This is a genomic window from Microbacterium sp. HA-8 (assembly GCF_046111165.1).
Lineage (GTDB): Bacteria > Actinomycetota > Actinomycetes > Actinomycetales > Microbacteriaceae > Microbacterium.
Genome location: NZ_CP162025.1, coordinates 1,520,104 through 1,537,750, shown reverse-complemented (window position 1 = coordinate 1,537,750; position 17,647 = coordinate 1,520,104). Strand labels below are relative to the sequence as shown.

Here is a 17,647-nt window from a genome sequence, read left to right as displayed (position 1 = left end):
CGCGCCTGTATGCCGAGCTCGAGTTCGCGAAGTGGCTGCTCCACGGTCACGAGCAGCACCGCGCCGACATCGTCGACGACGCCGTCGGGCTGCTCGACGCGCTGGTCGAGGGACTCGGCTCGTCGGCGTCGCGCCTTGCTCCGGCCGCGGTCGGAGGCGTCGACGACGCGATCGCCGTGCTCGCCGACGCCGCACCGCGCACCGCCGCACAAGAGCACGAGGCATCGATCGCGATGCAGACAGACGCCTACGACCCTGAGATGGTGTCGCTCTTCGAGGCGAGCATGCGCGAGCGCGGAGAGACCGCCCCCACGCCGGTCACGCGCGCGGAGGGGCTGGGTGCACCCGCCCGCATCGAGGCGGTCGGCGACGCGGCGGACGAGACCGCACCGATCGAGCCGATCTCCCTCTCGAGCTGGACGGGCACCCGTCAGCCCGGCACGGAGGCCCCACCCGAGGCCGCGCCCGCCGATGCCTCGACCCCGGATGCCGCACCCGAGACCGACGAAGCGGTGGAGGCCGCCCGCGCCTCACGCGCCGCGTTCCAGCGCTGGGCCAGGTCGGCCTCGGAGTAGATCTCGGAACCTCGGATGATGAGGTCGTCGGCGACGTAGTAGAGGGCGACGTCGATCTCATCGAGCGGCACGCCGTGCGCGCGATGATAGGCGACGCGATACAGCGCCAGCTGCAGCATCCGCTCGTCGCGTTCGGCGGCCGTGCGCGGGGCGCGCCCCGTCTTCCAGTCGACGATCTCGATCCGCCCGCCGCGGTCGTCGCGCCGATAGACGGCGTCGAGCTTGCAGATCACCACGTGCGATGACCCGTCGGCGCCCCGGAGCGCGAAGTCGATCTCGGCCTCGACCTCGAGCGGGGCGAGCGGCGCCCACTCGGAGCGCTCGAAGTTCGCGCGCAGAAGCGCCAGGTCGACCGCGTCCGCGGCCGACGCTTCGGTCTCGCTCACCTCGTCATCGGTCTCCCAGAGCGCATCGTCGAGAGAGGGGCCGCCCGTCACACGGCCGGAGCGGCGCTCCACCCAGGCGTGGAAGAGCGTGCCCAGACGCGTCTGCCGGTACGGACGCTCGGGAAGGGGTCGGCTGATCGCCGAGACGGTCGCCCGATAGTCGCCGACATAGTCCTTGAACCGCGAAGCGGGGATGCGGGTGGGGGCGTCCAGGGCCGGTCCGCGCGCCCGGCGCTCGCGCTCGGCCAGCAGCCGGGCGAGGATCGGGTCGGGAGCGGTCGACGGCCCCGTCTCGGACGCGGCCTCGCGCACCTGTTCGGCCGCGCGCCGCACGAGAGCCCCGCGCTCGCCCAGCGGATCGAGCGGCCAGGCCAGCACCTGGCCGCCGCGCTCGAGGTAGGGGTTCTCGCCGGCGTCGCCCGGGTCGATCGGTTCGCGGCCGAGCGCCGCCACCATCTCGTCCAGGTACGGACTGGGCCGGCGGGCGCTGCGCTGCCCGCCCCACTGCGAACCGGTGAGCAGCAGCTCGGAGCGCGCTCGCGTCACGGCGACATAGGCCAGCCGGCGTTCTTCGGCCTCCTGGTGGGCGCGACTGTCTTCGCGGAACGCCGTCAACGCCTTGCGCAGCGCGGGGGCGTCGGGGATGCCGGACGGGTCGACCGCGAGGGCGGGCAGCGCGTCCGCGTCTCCGCGGAACGCCGTCGGCAGCACTCCGAACCCTGTCCAGCCGCCGACGCTGCGGGGCGCCTTGGGCAGCTCGTCGGCGACGAGGCGCACGACGGCGACGGCATCCCACTCGAGGCCCTTCGATCCGTGGATCGTCAGCAGCTGCACCACTCCGGGCTGCGGCGGCTCGGGACGGGGCATGAGCTCGTCGGTGTCTTCGGCGTGGTCGAGCCAAGCCAGCAGCGATCCGATCGATCCCCGCTCGTCCGCGGTGAGAAAGGCGCGCACCTCGTCGAGGAAGGCGCGCAGCTGCGCGGACGCGATGCGCGCGGGGCCGCGGCTCTCGTTGGCCGCGAGTTCGATGTCGAGGCGCAGTTCGAGCTCGATGAGGCGGATCAGGTCGGGGATGGGCTGAGCCACCGCGCGGCGCAGGCGCTCGAACATCTCGCCGGCCGAACGCAGCCGGGCACGCCCCTCGTCGGTGAATCCCTCCAGCAGCCGGTAGTCCGCCCGCGCCTGGCGCACGAACTCCAGCGCGTCGATGATCGAGAGCTGTTCATCGGCGCCCGCGGAGCCGCGCACGCGGGCCGCGAGCTCGGGCGGCAGCGGCATCAGCGACCCGTCGCGCCGGGAGAGCGTGTCGGCCAGCTCGTGCAGGGCCGCCATGTCGGCGACGCCGATGCCGAAGCGCGGTCCGACCAGCAGACGGATCAGCGATGATCCCTGCGTGGGGTCGTGGATGACCCGCAGCGCCGCGACGACGTCGACGACTTCGGGGGTGGTCAGCAGCCCGCCGAGACCGAGGATGCGGTGCGGGATGTCATGCCGCGCGAGCGCCTCGGCGAACGCGTTCATGTGTCGCTTCGTGCGGAAGAGGATCGCCCCGGAGTGGGCGCGGGGCGAAACCGGCTCGCGGCCGGCGGCGACGGCCTCGGCCGCGAGCACGGCTTGGTTGTGCTCGTGTCGCCCGCGCACGTCGGCGAACCAGCGGGCGACCTCCTCGGCCTCGTCATCGATCGTGCGCAGGAAGCGGCACGCCACCCGGCCGGATACCGCGCCCGGTCGGGCTTCGAGAGCTCCAACCGGCACACCCGACGCCTCGGCACCCGCGACGAGGCTGTTGGCCGCCCGCAGGATCTCGAGGTCGTTGCGCCAGCTGACCATCAGACCGTGGCTGCCGCACGGCAGCTCGCGGGCGAACAGCCGGGGGAACGCGGCGAGGTTGTCGGCGGACGCGCCGCGCCACCCGTAGATGGACTGGTGCGGGTCGCCCACGGCCATGACGGCGGCGTCGGCGAAGATCGTCGAGAGCAGCGTCGTCTGGATCACGGATGTGTCCTGATACTCGTCCAGCAGCACCACGCGGTACTGCTCGCGGATCGTCCGGGTCACCTCGGGTGACCCCTCGACGATCTCGAGCGCACCGGAGACCTGGTCGGCGAAGTCGAGGGTGTCATCCGCCCGCTTGCGGGCGGCGTACTCGCGCACGAGACCGGCCAGCACGGGGAGCCCCGTCATCGCGGCGTGGAACTTCTCGATCGGACCGGGGTTGGCGAGTGCGGGATTGACGAACTGCTCGAGCGCGCGCCCCCATCTCTCGCCGTAGGCGGCCACCGCGTCGGGGTCGGCCCGGTTGTCGAGCATCTCGCCGGCGAGCCGGTGCACGGCATCCACGACGCTCGAGAACGCCTCGGCGCGCGCGGAGAGGCGGGGATCGTCGGCCGCCACCACGACACGCCGCGCGAGCAGCCACGAGCCGGACTGGCTCAGCAGCGCCGCGTCGGCGTCCCGGCCGATGCGCGCACCGTGCTCGCGCACGATCGCGTCGGCGAACGCGTTGTAGGTGGCGACCCTCGGCCGCAGCAGCAGATCGTCGCTGCGGTCGTGCCCCGCGGCGGGGTGCACGTCGGTCTGATGGGCATCGGCGGCCGCGGCGATGTCGTCGAGCAGGACCGCAAGAGCGGCGCGGCGCTCCCGCGGCGACGCGCCGTCGACGCCCGCCCAGAACCGGCCGAGTCGTCCCGAGGCGATCAGGGCGGGCACCTGCGCCAGCAGCCCCCTGCGCGCGTACTCGCCCATCACTGCGAGGCGCTGGTCGATACGCTCGGCGAGCTCACCCGCGGCCTTGCGGGTGAAGGTCAGCCCGAGCACCTCGTCGCGGCGCACGTGCCCGTTGGCGATGAGCCACACCACTCGCCCCGCCATCGTCTCGGTCTTGCCGCTGCCGGCCCCCGCGACGACCAGCGCCGGAGTCGGCGGCGCCTCGATCACCCGCTGCTGCTCGGGCGTGGGTGTGGGCAGCCCTAGCGCGGCCGCGACCTGCGCCGCCGAGAGCGCGAGCGGCCTGCTCCAGGCGCGCGCGGCGGTCGCCGACGCAGACATGGCGTCGCTGGTCATGATGCCGACACCGCCTTGATGGTGTGCACACGGCACACCGCGAAACGGTCGTCATTGCAGTGGGCGTCGATCTTCGCCTCGAACACGTGCGATGCCATTCCCTCGGCGACGGCGACGATGGCGTCGAGGAATCGGGCGCGCCCGGCCGCGTCGAGGGGTGCCTGCCGAGCGAGGCGGTACCGCGTGTTCTTCAGGGTCTTGGAGAGCACGAGCAGCCGGGCGCCGGCGTTTGATGCCGGGTCGGCGCCCGGGATGAGTCCCTCGAGGAGCGCGAGCTGGTAGGCGGCCAGCTGCGGATCGCCCTCGACCTTCTCGTCCGACACGCGAGTCTCCGAACGACCGGTCTTGAGGTCGACGATCATCACCCGATCTCCCCCGCCTTGGCCGTACGGCACGTCTTCGCCGTGCCCGTCGGGATACACCTCGACACGGTCGACGGATCCGCTGAGCAGCGCGAGACGCGCACCCCCCGTGTCGTCTCGGAGAGTGCCGTCGGCGAGCGCGCGCACGACCGGCTCGCCCGTCTCGCCGCGCGCATCCATGTCGACGGCGATGCGAAAACGTGCCTCGGCCCCGAGCGTGCGCCCCTGCTCTCGATGGAATCGTGCGAGGTAGGCGTGCAGCCGGCCCACCAGCTCCGTCGCCCAGGCGCGCTCCTTGTCACCCATCCACGGCGCCTCGAAATCCAGTTCACCCCAACGCCGGTCGACGACCGCCTGGAGAAGGTGTTCCTCACCCCCGGGCACCTCTTCGAGCGCGGCGTGCAGGATCGTGCCCACTCCCGCCGACCACGAGCGGGTGTCGCCGCCGAGCGCCCGGATCGCCCAGTCGAGAGCGCAGGTCTCGAAGCCCTCGAGACGCGAAGGAGAGACGTGCACCGGGCCGCGGGCGGGATCGCGCAGCGGTCCGGTCGAGGTGGACGCGGCCATGCCGAACCACTGATCGACGGGGGCGCCGGGCACCCCCTCGCGCGCGAGCACGACCAGCTGACCCGCCGCGTGTGCGCGCGCTGCCGCCGACGTGGATGCCGTCAGCGTGCGCCTGTGCTCGGCCACGAGTCCGCGCAGCGTGAGCGGGTGCCCGGGCAGGGCGTCGATCTCGACGTCGGGCTCGGGCAGGAAGGACAGGAAGGGACTGGGGCCCTGATCGTCGTCGTCGACAGCGGTCACGACCAAGCGGGAGCGCGCGCGGGAGACCGCACGGACGAGCAGGCGCAGCTCGTCGTGCAGCGCGGCGCGGCGACGATCGAGCACGGCCGGCTCCGGGCGATCGGGGTCGCCCTCGCGCCAGGCCTGCAGGTCGTCGGCGAGGCGCCAGGTGCCGAGCAGCCCGCCGCGCACGCGCACGTTCGGCCAGACGCCCTCTTGGACCCCCGCCACGACCACCGCCTCGAACTCGGTGCCGAGCGCGGCCGCGGGAGTGAGCAGACGCACCGTCTCCGGACGCTCGGGGGCGGTGAGGGTGTCTTCGGGCACGTCGCTGTCGAGGATGCGGTGGATGAAGGACTCGGGTCTCTCGTCGGGTGAGCGCTCGATGGCGCGCTTGGCGGCGTCGAAGAGGGCGACGAGCGCGTCGAGGGCGTGCCCCGTCTCGGCAGCCTGGCCCCCGTGGGATGTGGCCGCCTCGTGCCAGGCGCGCGCGAGCGGCCGCCCGCCGGCATCCCTCGCCCTGTTCCACACCGTCCACAGCAACTCGTGCACCGTCGCGCCCCGCGCGGCATCGTCGTGCACGATCTGCAGGCTGAGCGCGAGGCGCTCGGCCGCGCGGGCCTCGGGCGTGTCGATGAGGGCGAGCTCGAGCGGGCGCGACATCGCCTCGCGCAGCAGCTCGCGCGCCGGGCGCGTGCCCTCTGCGGCCAGTTCGGCGTGCCGCAGGCGGGCGCGCAGTCGACGCAGCCCGACCGCGTCGAGCGCGCCGAACGGCGAACGCAGCGCCGCCATGAGCGCGTCCGGGTCGCGCTCATGGGGCGGTGCGATGCCGAGTCGCACGATCTCGACGAGGTCGCGCACGACCGGCTCGGCACCGAGCGGTCGCGGTACGCTCGCGGCCCGCGTGGGCACCTCGCGCGCGCCGAGCTCGGCCTCGAGCTCGGCGACCTGGCGCGTGTCATGGGCCATGACCGCCATCCGAGACCACGGGATGTCATCGAGCAGGTGCCACTCGCGGAGCGTGCGCGCGATCAGATCGATCTGCTCGAACGCGGACGGCGCGAGGATCGTGCGCACTCCGGCGTCCGGCACGACGGGCCCCGGCGGTCGGCGATGCTCGACGCGGCCGGAGGCCCCGATCGCCGCGGTGATCTCGCGCCCCAGTCGCGTGAGGGCGGGCGTCGCGCGGTGAGGGTTCTCGAGCACGTGCACCGCGCCGAGAGCATCGCACAGTCTGGCGAACAGCTCGGGGCTCGCCCCGCGGAACGCTCCCGAGGCGATGTCGGGGTCGCCGAAGGCGAGCACGGCGACCCCCCGGGCGCGCAGCGCGCGCAGCACCGCGAGGCCACCACGGGTCAGCTCCTGCGCGTCGTCGACGAGCACCGCCCGCAGCGCGGCGGCCGGGCCGATCGGGGCCCCGCCGAAGCCACCCGACCCGCCCAGCAGCGCGGCCGCCTCGCGCAGCAGGTCGGCGGGGTCGCGGTGGGCGGAGCGCATCGATGCCGCCGCGAAGCGGTAATCGGAGAGGAAGGATGCCGCCGCCACCCACTCGTCGGACCGTCGAGCGCGGCCGAGCTGGGCGAGACGTTCGGGGCCCACGCCGAGCTCGCCGCACTCGGCGAAGAGGGCGCGCAACTCGGCCCGGAAGGAGCGGGACGCGCGCACTCCCGCGTCGAGGCCGGCCGGCCAGCGCGACGGCAGGCCCGCCTGGGCATCGGCGGCGTCGCCCTCGAGCAGCTCGGCGATGATGCGGTCCTGGTCGGGCGCGCTGAGCAGCACGGGCGGCTCGTCGCCGGCGTGCACGGCCGCGGCGCGCACCACCTGGAAGGCGAACGCCGACATCGACCGGGCGAGTGCGCCGGAGGTCGCACGATCGGCGACGACCGCCAGGCGATCGCGCAGCGCGGTCGCCGTCTGCCGCGTCGGCGTCAGGACGAGCACCTGCTCCGGCAGCAGTCCCGCGCCGCCCTCCGCGGCGAGCAGCCGCCGCACACGGTCGACGAGCGCCCGGGTCTTGCCCGTGCCGGGCGCACCGATGACGACTCCCGATGCCTCGGGCGGCAGCTCCACGACGGCGCGCTGTGCGGTGTCGAGACCGGGGTGCTGCGAGGTCATGCCTCCACGCTAGACGCGTGGGTCAGATCCTTCCGTTAACGCGCCGGGGTGAATCCGGTGGATAGCGCGGGGTGCTGGGAGAATCGATTCATGACGGTGACTGCCAGCCTGGAGGGTCTGTTCGAGGTCGAGCCGGGTGAGGCGCGGGCGCCGGGATCGGCTGCACCGGCGGGTGCGGGCAAGACGTTCCGTGGGTATGACCAGGGGCAGTGTTTCCTGCTCCCGCCGAGTCTGGATGACTGGCTGGACGAGGATGATGAGGCCCGGTTCATCTCCGAGGTCGTCGAAGAGCTCTTGGATCTGACGCCGGTCTACGCGTCGTACGCGTCCGCCTCGGGTGCGCCTCCGTATGACCCGCGGATGATGTTGAAGCTGCTGCTGTTCGCGTACGCGACGGGCGTGACCTCGTCTCGTGAGTTGGAGCGGCGCTGCAAGCGCGATATCGCCTTCCGGTGGCTGTCGGGCAACCAGGCGCCCGACTACCGGTCGCTGGCCCGGTTTCGTCGGCGTCACCTGGATGCCCTGCCGGGGTTGTTCCTGCAGGTGCTGCGGGTCTGCGCGGAGGCGGGGCTGGTGCGGTTGGGGCGGGTCGCGCTGGATGGCACGAAGCTGGCTGCGAACGCGTCGCGGCATAAGGCGATGAGCTATGACCGGATCGTGCCGAAGATCGATCAGCTCCAAGCCGAGGTCGCTGCGCTGCTCGCCGAGGCGGAGGCGGTCGATGAGGCCGAGGATCAGCAGTTCGGCCAGGACCGGCGCGGGGACGAGGTCGCCCCGGAGCTGGCCCGCCGTGAGGGGCGCCTGGCAAAACTACGTGCCGCGAAGGACGCGATCGAGGCCGACGCCGCCGAGAAGGCGGCAGCCGTGGCGCGGAAGAAGGCCGACGCCGCCGGTCAGCCCCCTGAGCAGGCCGACGCGGCCGTCGCGACTGCGGTGGACACGGCGGCGCCGAAGCCGAAAGCGCAACGCAATTTCACCGATCCTGAGGCGCGGATGATGAAGACGGTCCGCGGCTTCGATTACGCGTTCAACGCGCAGGCCGTTGTCGATGAGGGCCACCAGATCGTGTTGAGCGCCGAGGTCACCCAGCAGGCCACCGATATCCAGCAGTTCGTCCCGATGGCCGAGCAGACCCTACGGAACCTCGACGCGGCAGGAATCGAGCGTTCCCCAGAGGTCGTCCTCGCTGACGCGGGCTACTGCTCGGAAGCCAACCTCGAAGCCGCCGACGATCTGGACGCACAGGTGTTGATCGCGACGGGACGGCAACGTCACGGCGAGAGCTTCCCTACCGCCGGCGCCCCGGACCCGGCCCCAGAGGACGCGAGCCGGCGGGAGCGGATGGCGCACGCGCTGCGCACCGAGCAGGGCCGCACCGACTACGCGCGCCGCAAAGCCATCGTTGAACCCGCGTTCGGGCAGATGAAGACCCGGCAAAACGCCGGACAGCTCCGGCTACGCGGACTCGCCGGCGCCCAAGGCGAATGGCTACTCCACACGATCTGCCACAACCTCCGCAAGCTCCGCGTCGCTACAGCCGCCGGGCTGGCGCCCGCATAGGCCTCCCCAGGGGTCCCTGGGCGTCACAGCACGCACCGACAGTCGCCACGAGCCCCTCGCCGTGCGATCCCGCACGCTCTCACACCGCAACGGCCCGCCCGTTCCCGTTCGCGACCGTCAGCGCGCGATGCCAGAGTCAACGCCGCGCGCCACGCCACCCGATTCTGACCCGCGCACCTAGACGCCGACTCCGACATCCCCCGTCGCCCCGTTCGCCCCGCGGGTGTGCACAGCTGCGGACACGACACCGAGACACGCCGGCGAGGAGCCGCATGCCGCGGCGCGTCACGCCCGCTGTCCGCAGCTGTGCACCCGACCCCGGGCACGTTCGCCCTCAGCGTGACGCGCACGGGGTGGCACCGGCGGGCCGTGTCGTAGAGTTTCTGGTGTCGCCCGGCGCCACCCCGGCGCGGAGAGAAAGGCAGTCATCCGTGGAGATTCGCATCGGCATCGCCAACACCGGCCGGGAGCTCACCTTCGAGACCTCCGAGCCCGCCGAGACGGTGCGGGCCTCGGTGACGGGAGCCCTCGATGCGGGCGCGACCCACGTGTCGTTCGCCGATTCCAAGGGCAACTCCTACATCATCCCCACCGCCGGCCTCGCCTACGTCGAACTGGGCACCGAAGAGCTGCGCCGGGTCGGGTTCGTCGGCTGACCGCGGGATGCTGATCGTCCTGGCGCTCGTCGTCGGAGCGGCCGCGGGCCTCGGCCTGCACTACGCCCTCCCCGGACGAGCGCTGCGCGCAGCGGCACTCGCGCCGATCCTCGCGGCGGCGCTGGCGGGCGTGATCTGGACCGCCCTGACGTGGGCGGGTCTGACTGAGGACAACCCGTGGATCTGGGCCGCCTCGCTCCTGGTCCCCCCGGCCGCGACCGCCGGGATGCTGGGGCTGCTCACCCGGGCCCGCACGGCGCACGACGCCCGCGAACGCGAGCGCCTCGGCATCCTCTGACCCCGGGCGGCCCTCCGGCCGACCCCGCGGGGCTCAGGCGTTCAGGCCCATCGCGTCCATCCGGCGCGCATGGGCCGCCATCAGCTCGGTGAACACCGGCTCGACCCGCTTCTCGGCCGCCGAATCCAAAGCTTCTCCGGTCTCGAGCGCGGCGCGCGCGACGATCAGCGTGTCGCCGACCAGGCGCCGCCCCCAGAGCGAGAGCAGCGAGCGCCACTCCTCGTCGCTGGCGATCGTCTCGGCGATGATCTCGACGATCACCCCGCGGTCGTCGTCGGCCTCGAGGATGCGGGAGACGCGGCGACCGGTGTCGGCGTAGCTGGAGGCGAGCGCGTGATAGAAGTCATCGAGCAGCCCCGCCGTCAGATGCACGCTCAGGAGGGTCTCCATGGTGCGCACGCCGTGCGTGACGCGCCGGAACCCGTCGAGCTGCTCGCGGAAGGGCAGCATGAGAGTTGTCGGATCGTCGCCGCGGTCGCGGATCAGCGCGACGAGTGCCTGATGCTTGGTGAGCGCCGCCCCCGCGGCCCGCGACAGGGACTCCTTCTGCGACAACTCCGGCGTCGCCGCGATCAGCTGTGTCAGCGTCTCGAAGTAGCCCAGCTGCAGGTAGGCGGCCTGGCCGAGGAACGTGTCGACGTCGGGTGCGAGCTCGGAGAAGTCGACCCGTGTCGCCCCCGAGGCCTCGCCGCGCGAGCGCAGCGTGAGCACGCGCCCGGGCGTGCGGGTGCGGCGGAACCAGTTCAGCACGCGCCTCAGCCTAGTGCGGCCCCGCGGAACCCCTCGGGTAGGGTGGACGCTGTCCCGGCGTCGGATCGGGACCCCGCGCCTGTGGCTGAGTGAAGGGCGTGGATCGCATCCCGTCCCTTCGGGGCAGCACACAGGCAGCTTCTCACTGCCGGACAGGCACACCTACCGTGACGACCTTCGCCGAACTGGGCGTAGACCAGGACATCGTCGACACCCTCACCGCCAAGGGCATCGTCGACGCGTTCCCCATCCAGGAGCAGACCATCCCGCTCGGCCTTCCCGGGCAGGACATCATCGGGCAGGCCAAGACCGGAACGGGCAAGACGTTCGGCTTCGGCATCCCGGTCGTGCAGCGTCTGGGTCCCCACCCCGAGCCCGGAGTGAAGGCCCTCATCGTGGTGCCCACCCGCGAGCTCGCGGTGCAGGTGTACGAAGACATCGACATGCTCACCCGCAACCGCCCGACCTCGGTCGTCGCCATCTACGGCGGCAAGGCCTACGAGGGGCAGATCGAGCAGCTCAAGGCCGGCGCGCAGATCGTCGTGGGAACACCCGGCCGTCTGATCGACCTCGCGGGCCAGCGCCTGCTCGACCTCTCGAACGCCACCGAGGTCGTGCTCGATGAGGCAGACAAGATGCTCGACCTGGGATTCCTCGCCGACATCGAGAAGATCTTCCAGAAGGTCCCCGCGATCCGGCACACGCAGCTGTTCAGCGCGACGATGCCCGGCCCGATCGTCGCCCTGGCGCGCCGGTTCATGACCAACCCGATCCACATCCGGGCGACCGACCCCGACGAGGGCCTGACGCAGGCCAACATCCGCCACCTCGTGTACCGCGCCCACTCGCTCGACAAGGACGAGGTCATCGCCCGCATCCTCCAGGCCGAGGGCCGGGGCAAGACCGTCATCTTCACGCGCACCAAGCGCGCCGCGCAGAAGCTCGTCGACGAGCTCGGCGACCGCGGATTCAACGCCGCCGCCGTGCACGGCGACATGAGCCAGGAGTCCCGCGAGCGCTCGATGGCCGCCTTCAAGGCCGGCAAGCGTGACGTGCTGATCGCCACGGATGTCGCGGCGCGCGGCATCGACGTCGACGATGTCACCCACGTCATCAACCACACGATCCCCGACGACGAGAAGACCTACCTGCACCGCGCCGGCCGCACCGGTCGTGCCGGGAAGACCGGCATCGCCGTGACCTTCGTCGACTGGGACGACCTGCACAAGTGGGCGCTCATCAACCGCGCCCTCGAGTTCGGCCAGCCCGAGCCCGTCGAGACCTACTCCTCGAGCCCGCACCTCTTCAGCGACCTCGACATCCCCGCCGGCACCAAGGGACGCCTGGTCACCGCGCCCAAGACGCAGGCGGTCAAGACCCAGGATGCTGCCACCTCCACCTCGACGGAGCGTCCGGGCAGGCGCCGGTCGCGCTCGCGCGGCGGTTCCGCGGGCGACTCTGCGGCGCCCGCGGGCGCAGACGAAGCCCGCGCCGAGGGCGGCGGGACGCACGACGGCGGCGGAGCGGAGCACCACGACGGCCACCCCGCACCCGCCCGGCGTCGCCGGCGGCGGCGTCGCCCGTCCGGCACGGCCGGGGCGGCCTGACCGGGCGGCAATTGTTACGGCGTCGGTGACGCGCGCACGCGGCGCGGAGCGCTATCTTGAGCGATGACGCCCGCAGGCGTCGACTCCCCCCGTCGAAAGGCACACCGTGCGCATCCTCACCGAGGCCGTGACGCCCATCAGCTACGAGTACCAGGGCTTCTGGGGCTCCTTCTGGGACCTCATCTGGTGGTTCCTGGCCATCTTCATCTTCTTCGCCTACCTGATGGTGCTGTTCTCGATCATCAGCGACCTCTTCCGCGACCACAAGCTGAGCGGTTGGTGGAAGGCGCTGTGGATCGTCTTCCTGCTCGTGACCACGTGGCTCGGCGCCCTGGTCTACCTCATCGCCCGGGGCAAGGGCATGGGCGAGCGGAGCGCAGCGCAGGCTCAGGCCATCCACCGCGCGCAGGAGGAGTACATCAAGCAGGCCGCCGGCACGAGCCCGTCCGACGAGATCGCCAAGGCAAAGGCCCTGCTCGATGCGGGCACGATCACGCAGGCCGAGTACGACCAGATCAAGGCGCGCGCGCTCTCGCACTGAGCGGTCCGCCGGTCAACGACCCTCGCCCCGCCTTCGGGGGGGGGGGGGGCGGGGGCCGTTCGTGCTCCCGGTGTCAGGCCCGCACGGGCGAGGTGCCCGAGCCCCGCTCGATGATCCGCGCGACCATCTCGTCCGACGTCGTGTTCTCCCCCGGCAGGTTGGGCTTTCCCAGGCCGTGGTAGTCGCTGGATCCCGTGACGATCAGGTCGTGGCGTGCCGCGATGTCCCGGAGCAGGCGCTTTCCGTCGGCGGTGTTCTCGCGGTGATCGATCTCGAAACCCGCGAGCCCAAGGGCGATGAGCCGCTCGATGACGCTGACGGGCAGCATCCGTCCGCGGCCCGCCGGTGTGGGGTGGGCGATGATCGGCACCCCACCCGCGGCGACGACCAGGCGCACCGCCGTCTCGGGACCCGGCGCGTAGTGCGGCTCGTAGTAGCCCTCGCGCGGGTGGAGGATGCTGTCGAACGCCTCGGATCGGTCCCGCACGAGCCCGCGCGCCACGAGCGCGTCGGCGATGTGGGGACGCCCGACGGTCGCGCCGTGGGATGTCTGGGCCACGACGTCGTCCCAGGTGAGGTCGTAGTCGCGGGAGATGTTGCGGACGATGCGCTCGGCGCGTCCGACGCGGTCGTCGCGGATGCGGTCCATCTCGGCACGCAGCGCCGCATCGTCGGGATCGAAGAGGTAGGCCAGCACGTGCACGCTCCGCCACTCGTGCTTGGCGCTGAGCTCCATCCCGGGGATTAACGTCATGCCCAGCGACGATGTGGCCTGGGCGGCCTCCGCCCAGCCCGCGGTGGTGTCGTGGTCGGTCAGGGCGATCGTGCGCAGGCCATGGCGGTGCGCCGACTGCACCACCCCCTCGGGCGGCTCGGTGCCATCCGATCGCAGCGAGTGCAGGTGCAGGTCGCTCGGGCCCTCGAAGCGCCGCTCACCCATCACCCCACGAGCGTACAGCGGAGCGCACGCCGACCGGCCGGGTGCCACCCGCCGGGCGCCGGCATCCGCTGTTCTCCCAGGCTGTGCTCGTAGTGTCGGGGGCGTGTTGCGCGTGCTCGGGGTCCTGCTCGCCGTGCTGTTCGCGATCGCGGCGGCGGTGCTGACCTGGCCCGTCTTCTTCCGGGTCGACCAGATGTTCCCCCTCGCGCAGGCCATCTCCTTCCGGCCGCTGATCGTCGCCGGGTTCGCGGTCACCGCGCTCGTGTTCCTGTTGTTCGCACTCGCGCGTCCGCTGCGCGGCTTCGCCCTCTCCATCGCGGCCATCGCTCTCGTCGCGGCGGGCATCGGGGCGGCCACCCTCGTCTCGCGGGGCCTCGGCACCACCGAGCTGCCCGCCGAGACCGAGACGAGCGTGCGGGTCATGACGTGGAACACGGCCGGCGAGGCGACCGATCCCGCGGCCGTCGCCCAGACGGCGGTCGCCATGAGCGCCGACATCATCTCCCTGCCCGAGACGACCATCGAGACGGGCGAGGCCATCGCCATCGCCATGCGCGAGCTCGGCAGTCCCATGTGGGCGCATCACGTCGAGTTCGGCGTGGACTCCTGGGACGCGCGCTCCACGACCCTGCTGATCACCCCCGAACTCGGCGACTACTCCGTGATCGCGTCGTCGCAGGACGGCACGAGCAACACCGCCGTTCTGCCGAGCGCGGTGGCGATGCCGATCGACGGCGAGGGACCCATCGTCGTCGCCGTGCACGCGGTCGCCCCGCGCGAGGAGTACATGGACCAGTGGCGCGACGACCTGCGGTGGCTCGCCGATCAGTGCGTCGACGAGGACGTCATCATGGCCGGCGACTTCAACGCGACGATCGATCACATGCAGCGCCTCGGCGTCGACGGCGGTACCCTCGGCCACTGCCGCGATGCCGCCGCCGACTCCGGCAACGGCGCCCTCGGCACGTGGTCGACCCGCGTGCCGGCACTGCTGGGCGCGCCCATCGACCACGTCATGTACTCCTCGCACTGGCAGGTCACAGGCTCGATCGTGCTGAAATCCATGGACGACTCGGGCAGCGATCACCGTCCCCTCGTGGCGCAGCTCGAGCCCGTCGACTGACCCCCTGCGGGCGCGAGGGCCGTGCGAGACTGGAGCGATGAGCACGACAGGCGAGACCCGCACGATCGACACCGCCGACGAGACCGCGCAGCGCGAAGAGCAGGCGAACACCAACCGCCGCCAGCGCTACGGGCAGGGCTTCCTCGACACCATCTCCACCGGCTGGGCCGAGCGGCCCGAGAGCCTTCCGTCCGCCCGCGCCCAGGCATCCTTCGCCGCCGCGCGCCGCGCCGTCGTGTCGGCGTCGTTCCCCGGCGAGCGCCTGGTCGTTCCGGCCGGGTCCCTCAAGCAGCGCAGCAACGACACGGACTACCCCTTCCGCGCGCATTCCGCCTTCGCCCACCTGACCGGGTGGGAGAGGGATGCCGAGCCCGATTCCGTGCTCGTCCTCGATCCCACCGACGGGGGGCACACGGCGACGCTGTACTTCCGCGAGCGCGCCGACCGCACGACGGCGGAGTTCTACTCGGACGCCTCGATCGGCGAGTTCTGGATCGGCCCCCGCCCCTCCCGGGCGGGTGTCGCGGCCGAGCTCGCGCTCGCGACGGCGCCCCTCGACGAGTTCACCGCTCTGCCGGGCGATCGTGTCGTCGACGCGGACGACGATCTGACGCGCGCCGTCTCGGAGCTGCGCCTGGTCAAGGACGAGTACGAGATCGAGCAGCTGCGTCTGGCCGTCCGGGCGAGCGCCGACGGCTTCGACGACATCATCCGCGAGCTGCCGCGCATCATCGCCCACCCCCGCGGCGAGCGCGTCGTCGAGGGCGTCTTCCACCAGCGCGCGCGCAGCGACGGCAACGGCGAGGGCTACGACACGATCGCCGCCTCGGGGCCTCACGCGTGCTATCTGCACTGGACGCGCAACGACGGTGCCGTCGTGCCCGGCGATCTCATCCTCATCGACGCCGGAGTCGAAGTCGACAGCCTCTACACCGCCGACATCACCCGCACGCTGCCCGTGTCGGGCAGGTTCACCGACGTGCAGCGGCGCGTGTACGAGACGGTGCGGGAGGCCGCTGACGCCGCCTTCCGCGCCGCTCGCCCGGGGGCGCGGTTCCGCGAGGTGCACGAGGCGGCGATGGCCGTCATCGCGACGCGTGTCGCGGAGTGGGGCCTGCTGCCGGTGACTGCCGACGAAGCACTCGCCGAGGGCGTGGGCGGACAGCACCGCCGCTACATGGTGCACGGCACCTCCCACCATCTCGGCATCGACGTGCACGACTGCGCGCAGGCCCGACGCGAGATGTACTACGACGGGGTGCTCGAGGCCGGCATGGTGTTCACCATCGAGCCGGGTCTGTACTTCCAGATCGATGATCTGACCGTGCCCGAGGAGTACCGGGGCATCGGTGTGCGCATCGAGGACGACATCCTGATGACCGTCGACGGCCCGGTCAACCTCTCGGCCGACATCCCCCGCACGGCCGACGACGTCGAGGCGTGGATGCTGCGCCTCGGCGCCCCGTGATCGCTCTCACCGTCAGCGGGCTCGGGCCCGCACGAACGCCGCGACGCGCGGGGCAAGGCCGGCGCCCACCTCGTCGGCGGGGCGCCGTGCGCCGGTGACCTCGAAGGAGTGGCCTGCGCCCTCGACCCATTCGATGCTCGCGTCGGGACAGGACGCGACCGCTTCGACGAGCTGCTCGTGCGGATCCACGAAGGGATCGTTCGTTCCCGAAAGGAAGAGCTGCGGCACCGCGATGGCCGGCAGGTGCGCGGCCCGCGCCTTGCCGGGGTCGCCGGGCGGGTGCAGCGGGTAGCCGAGGTACACCAGGCCCGCGACATCGATCTCGCCCTGCGCGCATGCCATCGACGCCATCCGGCCGCCGTAGGACTTTCCACCCGCCCAGATCGGCTCGGCGACCTCGACGCGCTCTGCGTCCGCCGCGACCGCCGCGCGCCACGCCGCGACCGCGTGCGCGGCGGGCCCCGGCATGCGCCGTCCCGCCTCGACGTAGGCGAAGTTGAAGCGCAGCGTCGCAAGACCCTCCGCGGCCAGCCCCGCCGTCAATCCCGTCAGGAACGGGTGGTCGTACCCTGCGCCGGCCCCGTGCGCGACGACGACGCTCGCCCAGGCGCCCGCGGGCCGTTCGTACTCCGCGCTCACCGCGACGGGGCCCGCGCGAAGCTCGACCTCGAGGTCGAGCCTCACGCCGGGGCGTCGCGCGAGGGCGGCGCGTCGCCCTCGGCGCCGGGAGTCGGCTCGTCGGGCTCGGGAGCGACGGGGGGATCGATGCGCTCCCCGTACCGCGGGGGCCCGATCGGTCCGGGCGCCGGCGGAGCGGGCGGCATCGGCGGCGCGGCGCCGGGCGCAGGAGGCTGACCCGCCGGTGCTCCGACGCCCCGAGGCGCGGCGGCGACCGCGCGGTTGCCGAGCGCCTGGCGCGCCTTGCCTGCGGTGCCGGCGTCGACGGTGACCTCGTAGTGGTCGGCCAGCACCTGCATGACCGAGGCATAATCGCGGCGCCGGCGCACGAAGGAATAGGTGACGATGCTCAGCAGCATCCCGATCGCGATGCCGACGAACAGCACCCCGACGAACGCCTGGATCGGGACGGACGGCGATCCGAGCACGAGGATCGCCGAGAAGAACAGTCCGATCAGCAGGCCGTTGATCGCGCCGGACCGCGCCGCGGTCGCATAGCCGAGCCTGCCCGTCACCCGCTCCACCGAGCGCAGGCCGATGCCCACGATCGCGATGTCGCGTGCGGGCACCTCGGCCGCGATCAGCGCCGACACCGCCTTCTGCGCACCCTCGTACGTCGGAAAACTCGCGACGGTCTCCCCGACCTGGTCGGCGCGCTTGCCCGCTGCTCCCGGTCCCATCATCGTCATCCGGCCATTCTTCCACGCCGTTCCTGAGCGCCGACGATGTCGGGGCTACG

At 72.3% G+C, this 17,647-nt stretch carries 13 protein-coding genes; 7 read left to right on the top strand and 6 right to left on the bottom strand.

Features of this window, described 5'->3' with window-relative positions; translation table 11 throughout:
* Positions 1 to 430 precede the first annotated feature (430 nt).
* A complete protein-coding gene (locus AB2L57_RS07320; protein ID WP_409048421.1) occupies positions 431 to 4,024 on the bottom strand; it encodes a UvrD-helicase domain-containing protein in 3,594 nt (1,197 codons plus the stop codon).
* A complete protein-coding gene (locus tag AB2L57_RS07315) occupies positions 4,021 to 7,287 on the bottom strand; it encodes an ATP-dependent DNA helicase (protein ID WP_292809851.1) in 3,267 nt (1,088 codons plus the stop codon). Before AB2L57_RS07315 ends, AB2L57_RS07320 begins: the two co-directional genes overlap by 4 nt.
* A gap of 117 nt (positions 7,288 to 7,404) precedes the next feature.
* Here AB2L57_RS07315 and AB2L57_RS07310 point away from each other — a divergent pair, with 117 nt between their 5' ends.
* The 3 genes from AB2L57_RS07310 (at position 7,405) to AB2L57_RS07300 (ending at position 9,801) form a co-directional block, all read left to right on the top strand.
* Positions 7,405 to 8,847: an IS1182 family transposase gene (locus AB2L57_RS07310; RefSeq protein WP_081766114.1), complete on the top strand. Its 1,443-nt coding sequence runs from the start codon at positions 7,405 to 7,407 to the stop codon at positions 8,845 to 8,847.
* Positions 8,848 to 9,278: 431 nt separating this feature from the next.
* Entirely contained in the window at positions 9,279 to 9,503 is a 225-nt protein-coding gene (locus tag AB2L57_RS07305) for a DUF3107 domain-containing protein (protein ID WP_292809853.1), read from the top strand.
* 7 nt (positions 9,504 to 9,510) lie between these two features.
* Positions 9,511 to 9,801 (top strand): hypothetical protein, encoded by a 291-nt coding sequence (locus AB2L57_RS07300; RefSeq protein ID WP_292809855.1) that lies wholly within the window; start codon positions 9,511 to 9,513, stop codon positions 9,799 to 9,801.
* 33 nt (positions 9,802 to 9,834) lie between these two features.
* On the opposite strand, the gene AB2L57_RS07295 is transcribed toward AB2L57_RS07300, so the two are convergent.
* A complete protein-coding gene (locus AB2L57_RS07295) occupies positions 9,835 to 10,551 on the bottom strand; it encodes a ferritin-like fold-containing protein (RefSeq protein WP_292809857.1) in 717 nt (238 codons plus the stop codon).
* A 167-nt stretch (positions 10,552 to 10,718) separates the two neighbouring features.
* On the opposite strand from AB2L57_RS07295, the gene AB2L57_RS07290 reads away from it, so the two are divergent.
* Together AB2L57_RS07290 and AB2L57_RS07285 are read left to right on the top strand one after the other, a co-directional pair.
* Positions 10,719 to 12,158 (top strand): DEAD/DEAH box helicase, encoded by a 1,440-nt coding sequence (locus AB2L57_RS07290; protein ID WP_292809859.1) that lies wholly within the window; start codon positions 10,719 to 10,721, stop codon positions 12,156 to 12,158.
* Between the two features lie 106 nt (positions 12,159 to 12,264).
* Positions 12,265 to 12,699, top strand: coding sequence for an SHOCT domain-containing protein (locus AB2L57_RS07285; RefSeq protein ID WP_292809861.1), 435 nt, complete (start codon positions 12,265 to 12,267; stop codon positions 12,697 to 12,699).
* Positions 12,700 to 12,772: 73 nt separating this feature from the next.
* On the opposite strand, the gene AB2L57_RS07280 is transcribed toward AB2L57_RS07285, so the two are convergent.
* Positions 12,773 to 13,639 (bottom strand): PHP domain-containing protein, encoded by an 867-nt coding sequence (locus AB2L57_RS07280; RefSeq protein WP_409048600.1) that lies wholly within the window; start codon positions 13,637 to 13,639, stop codon positions 12,773 to 12,775.
* A gap of 103 nt (positions 13,640 to 13,742) precedes the next feature.
* Between AB2L57_RS07280 and AB2L57_RS07275 the strand changes: the two genes are divergently transcribed.
* Positions 13,743 to 14,762 (top strand): endonuclease/exonuclease/phosphatase family protein, encoded by a 1,020-nt coding sequence (locus AB2L57_RS07275; protein ID WP_409048420.1) that lies wholly within the window; start codon positions 13,743 to 13,745, stop codon positions 14,760 to 14,762.
* 37 nt (positions 14,763 to 14,799) lie between these two features.
* Positions 14,800 to 16,230, top strand: coding sequence for an aminopeptidase P family protein (locus AB2L57_RS07270; RefSeq protein ID WP_409048419.1), 1,431 nt, complete (start codon positions 14,800 to 14,802; stop codon positions 16,228 to 16,230).
* A gap of 12 nt (positions 16,231 to 16,242) precedes the next feature.
* Here AB2L57_RS07270 and AB2L57_RS07265 read toward each other — a convergent pair whose 3' ends face one another.
* Entirely contained in the window at positions 16,243 to 16,914 is a 672-nt protein-coding gene (locus AB2L57_RS07265; protein ID WP_409048418.1) for an alpha/beta family hydrolase, read from the bottom strand.
* The gene (locus AB2L57_RS07260; RefSeq protein ID WP_409048417.1) at positions 16,911 to 17,597 is read right to left on the bottom strand and encodes a general stress protein; all 687 of its coding nucleotides are present in this window, start codon (positions 17,595 to 17,597) and stop codon (positions 16,911 to 16,913) included. The genes AB2L57_RS07265 and AB2L57_RS07260 overlap by 4 nt, the downstream gene beginning before the upstream one ends.
* Between the last annotated feature and the right edge of the window lie 50 nt (positions 17,598 to 17,647).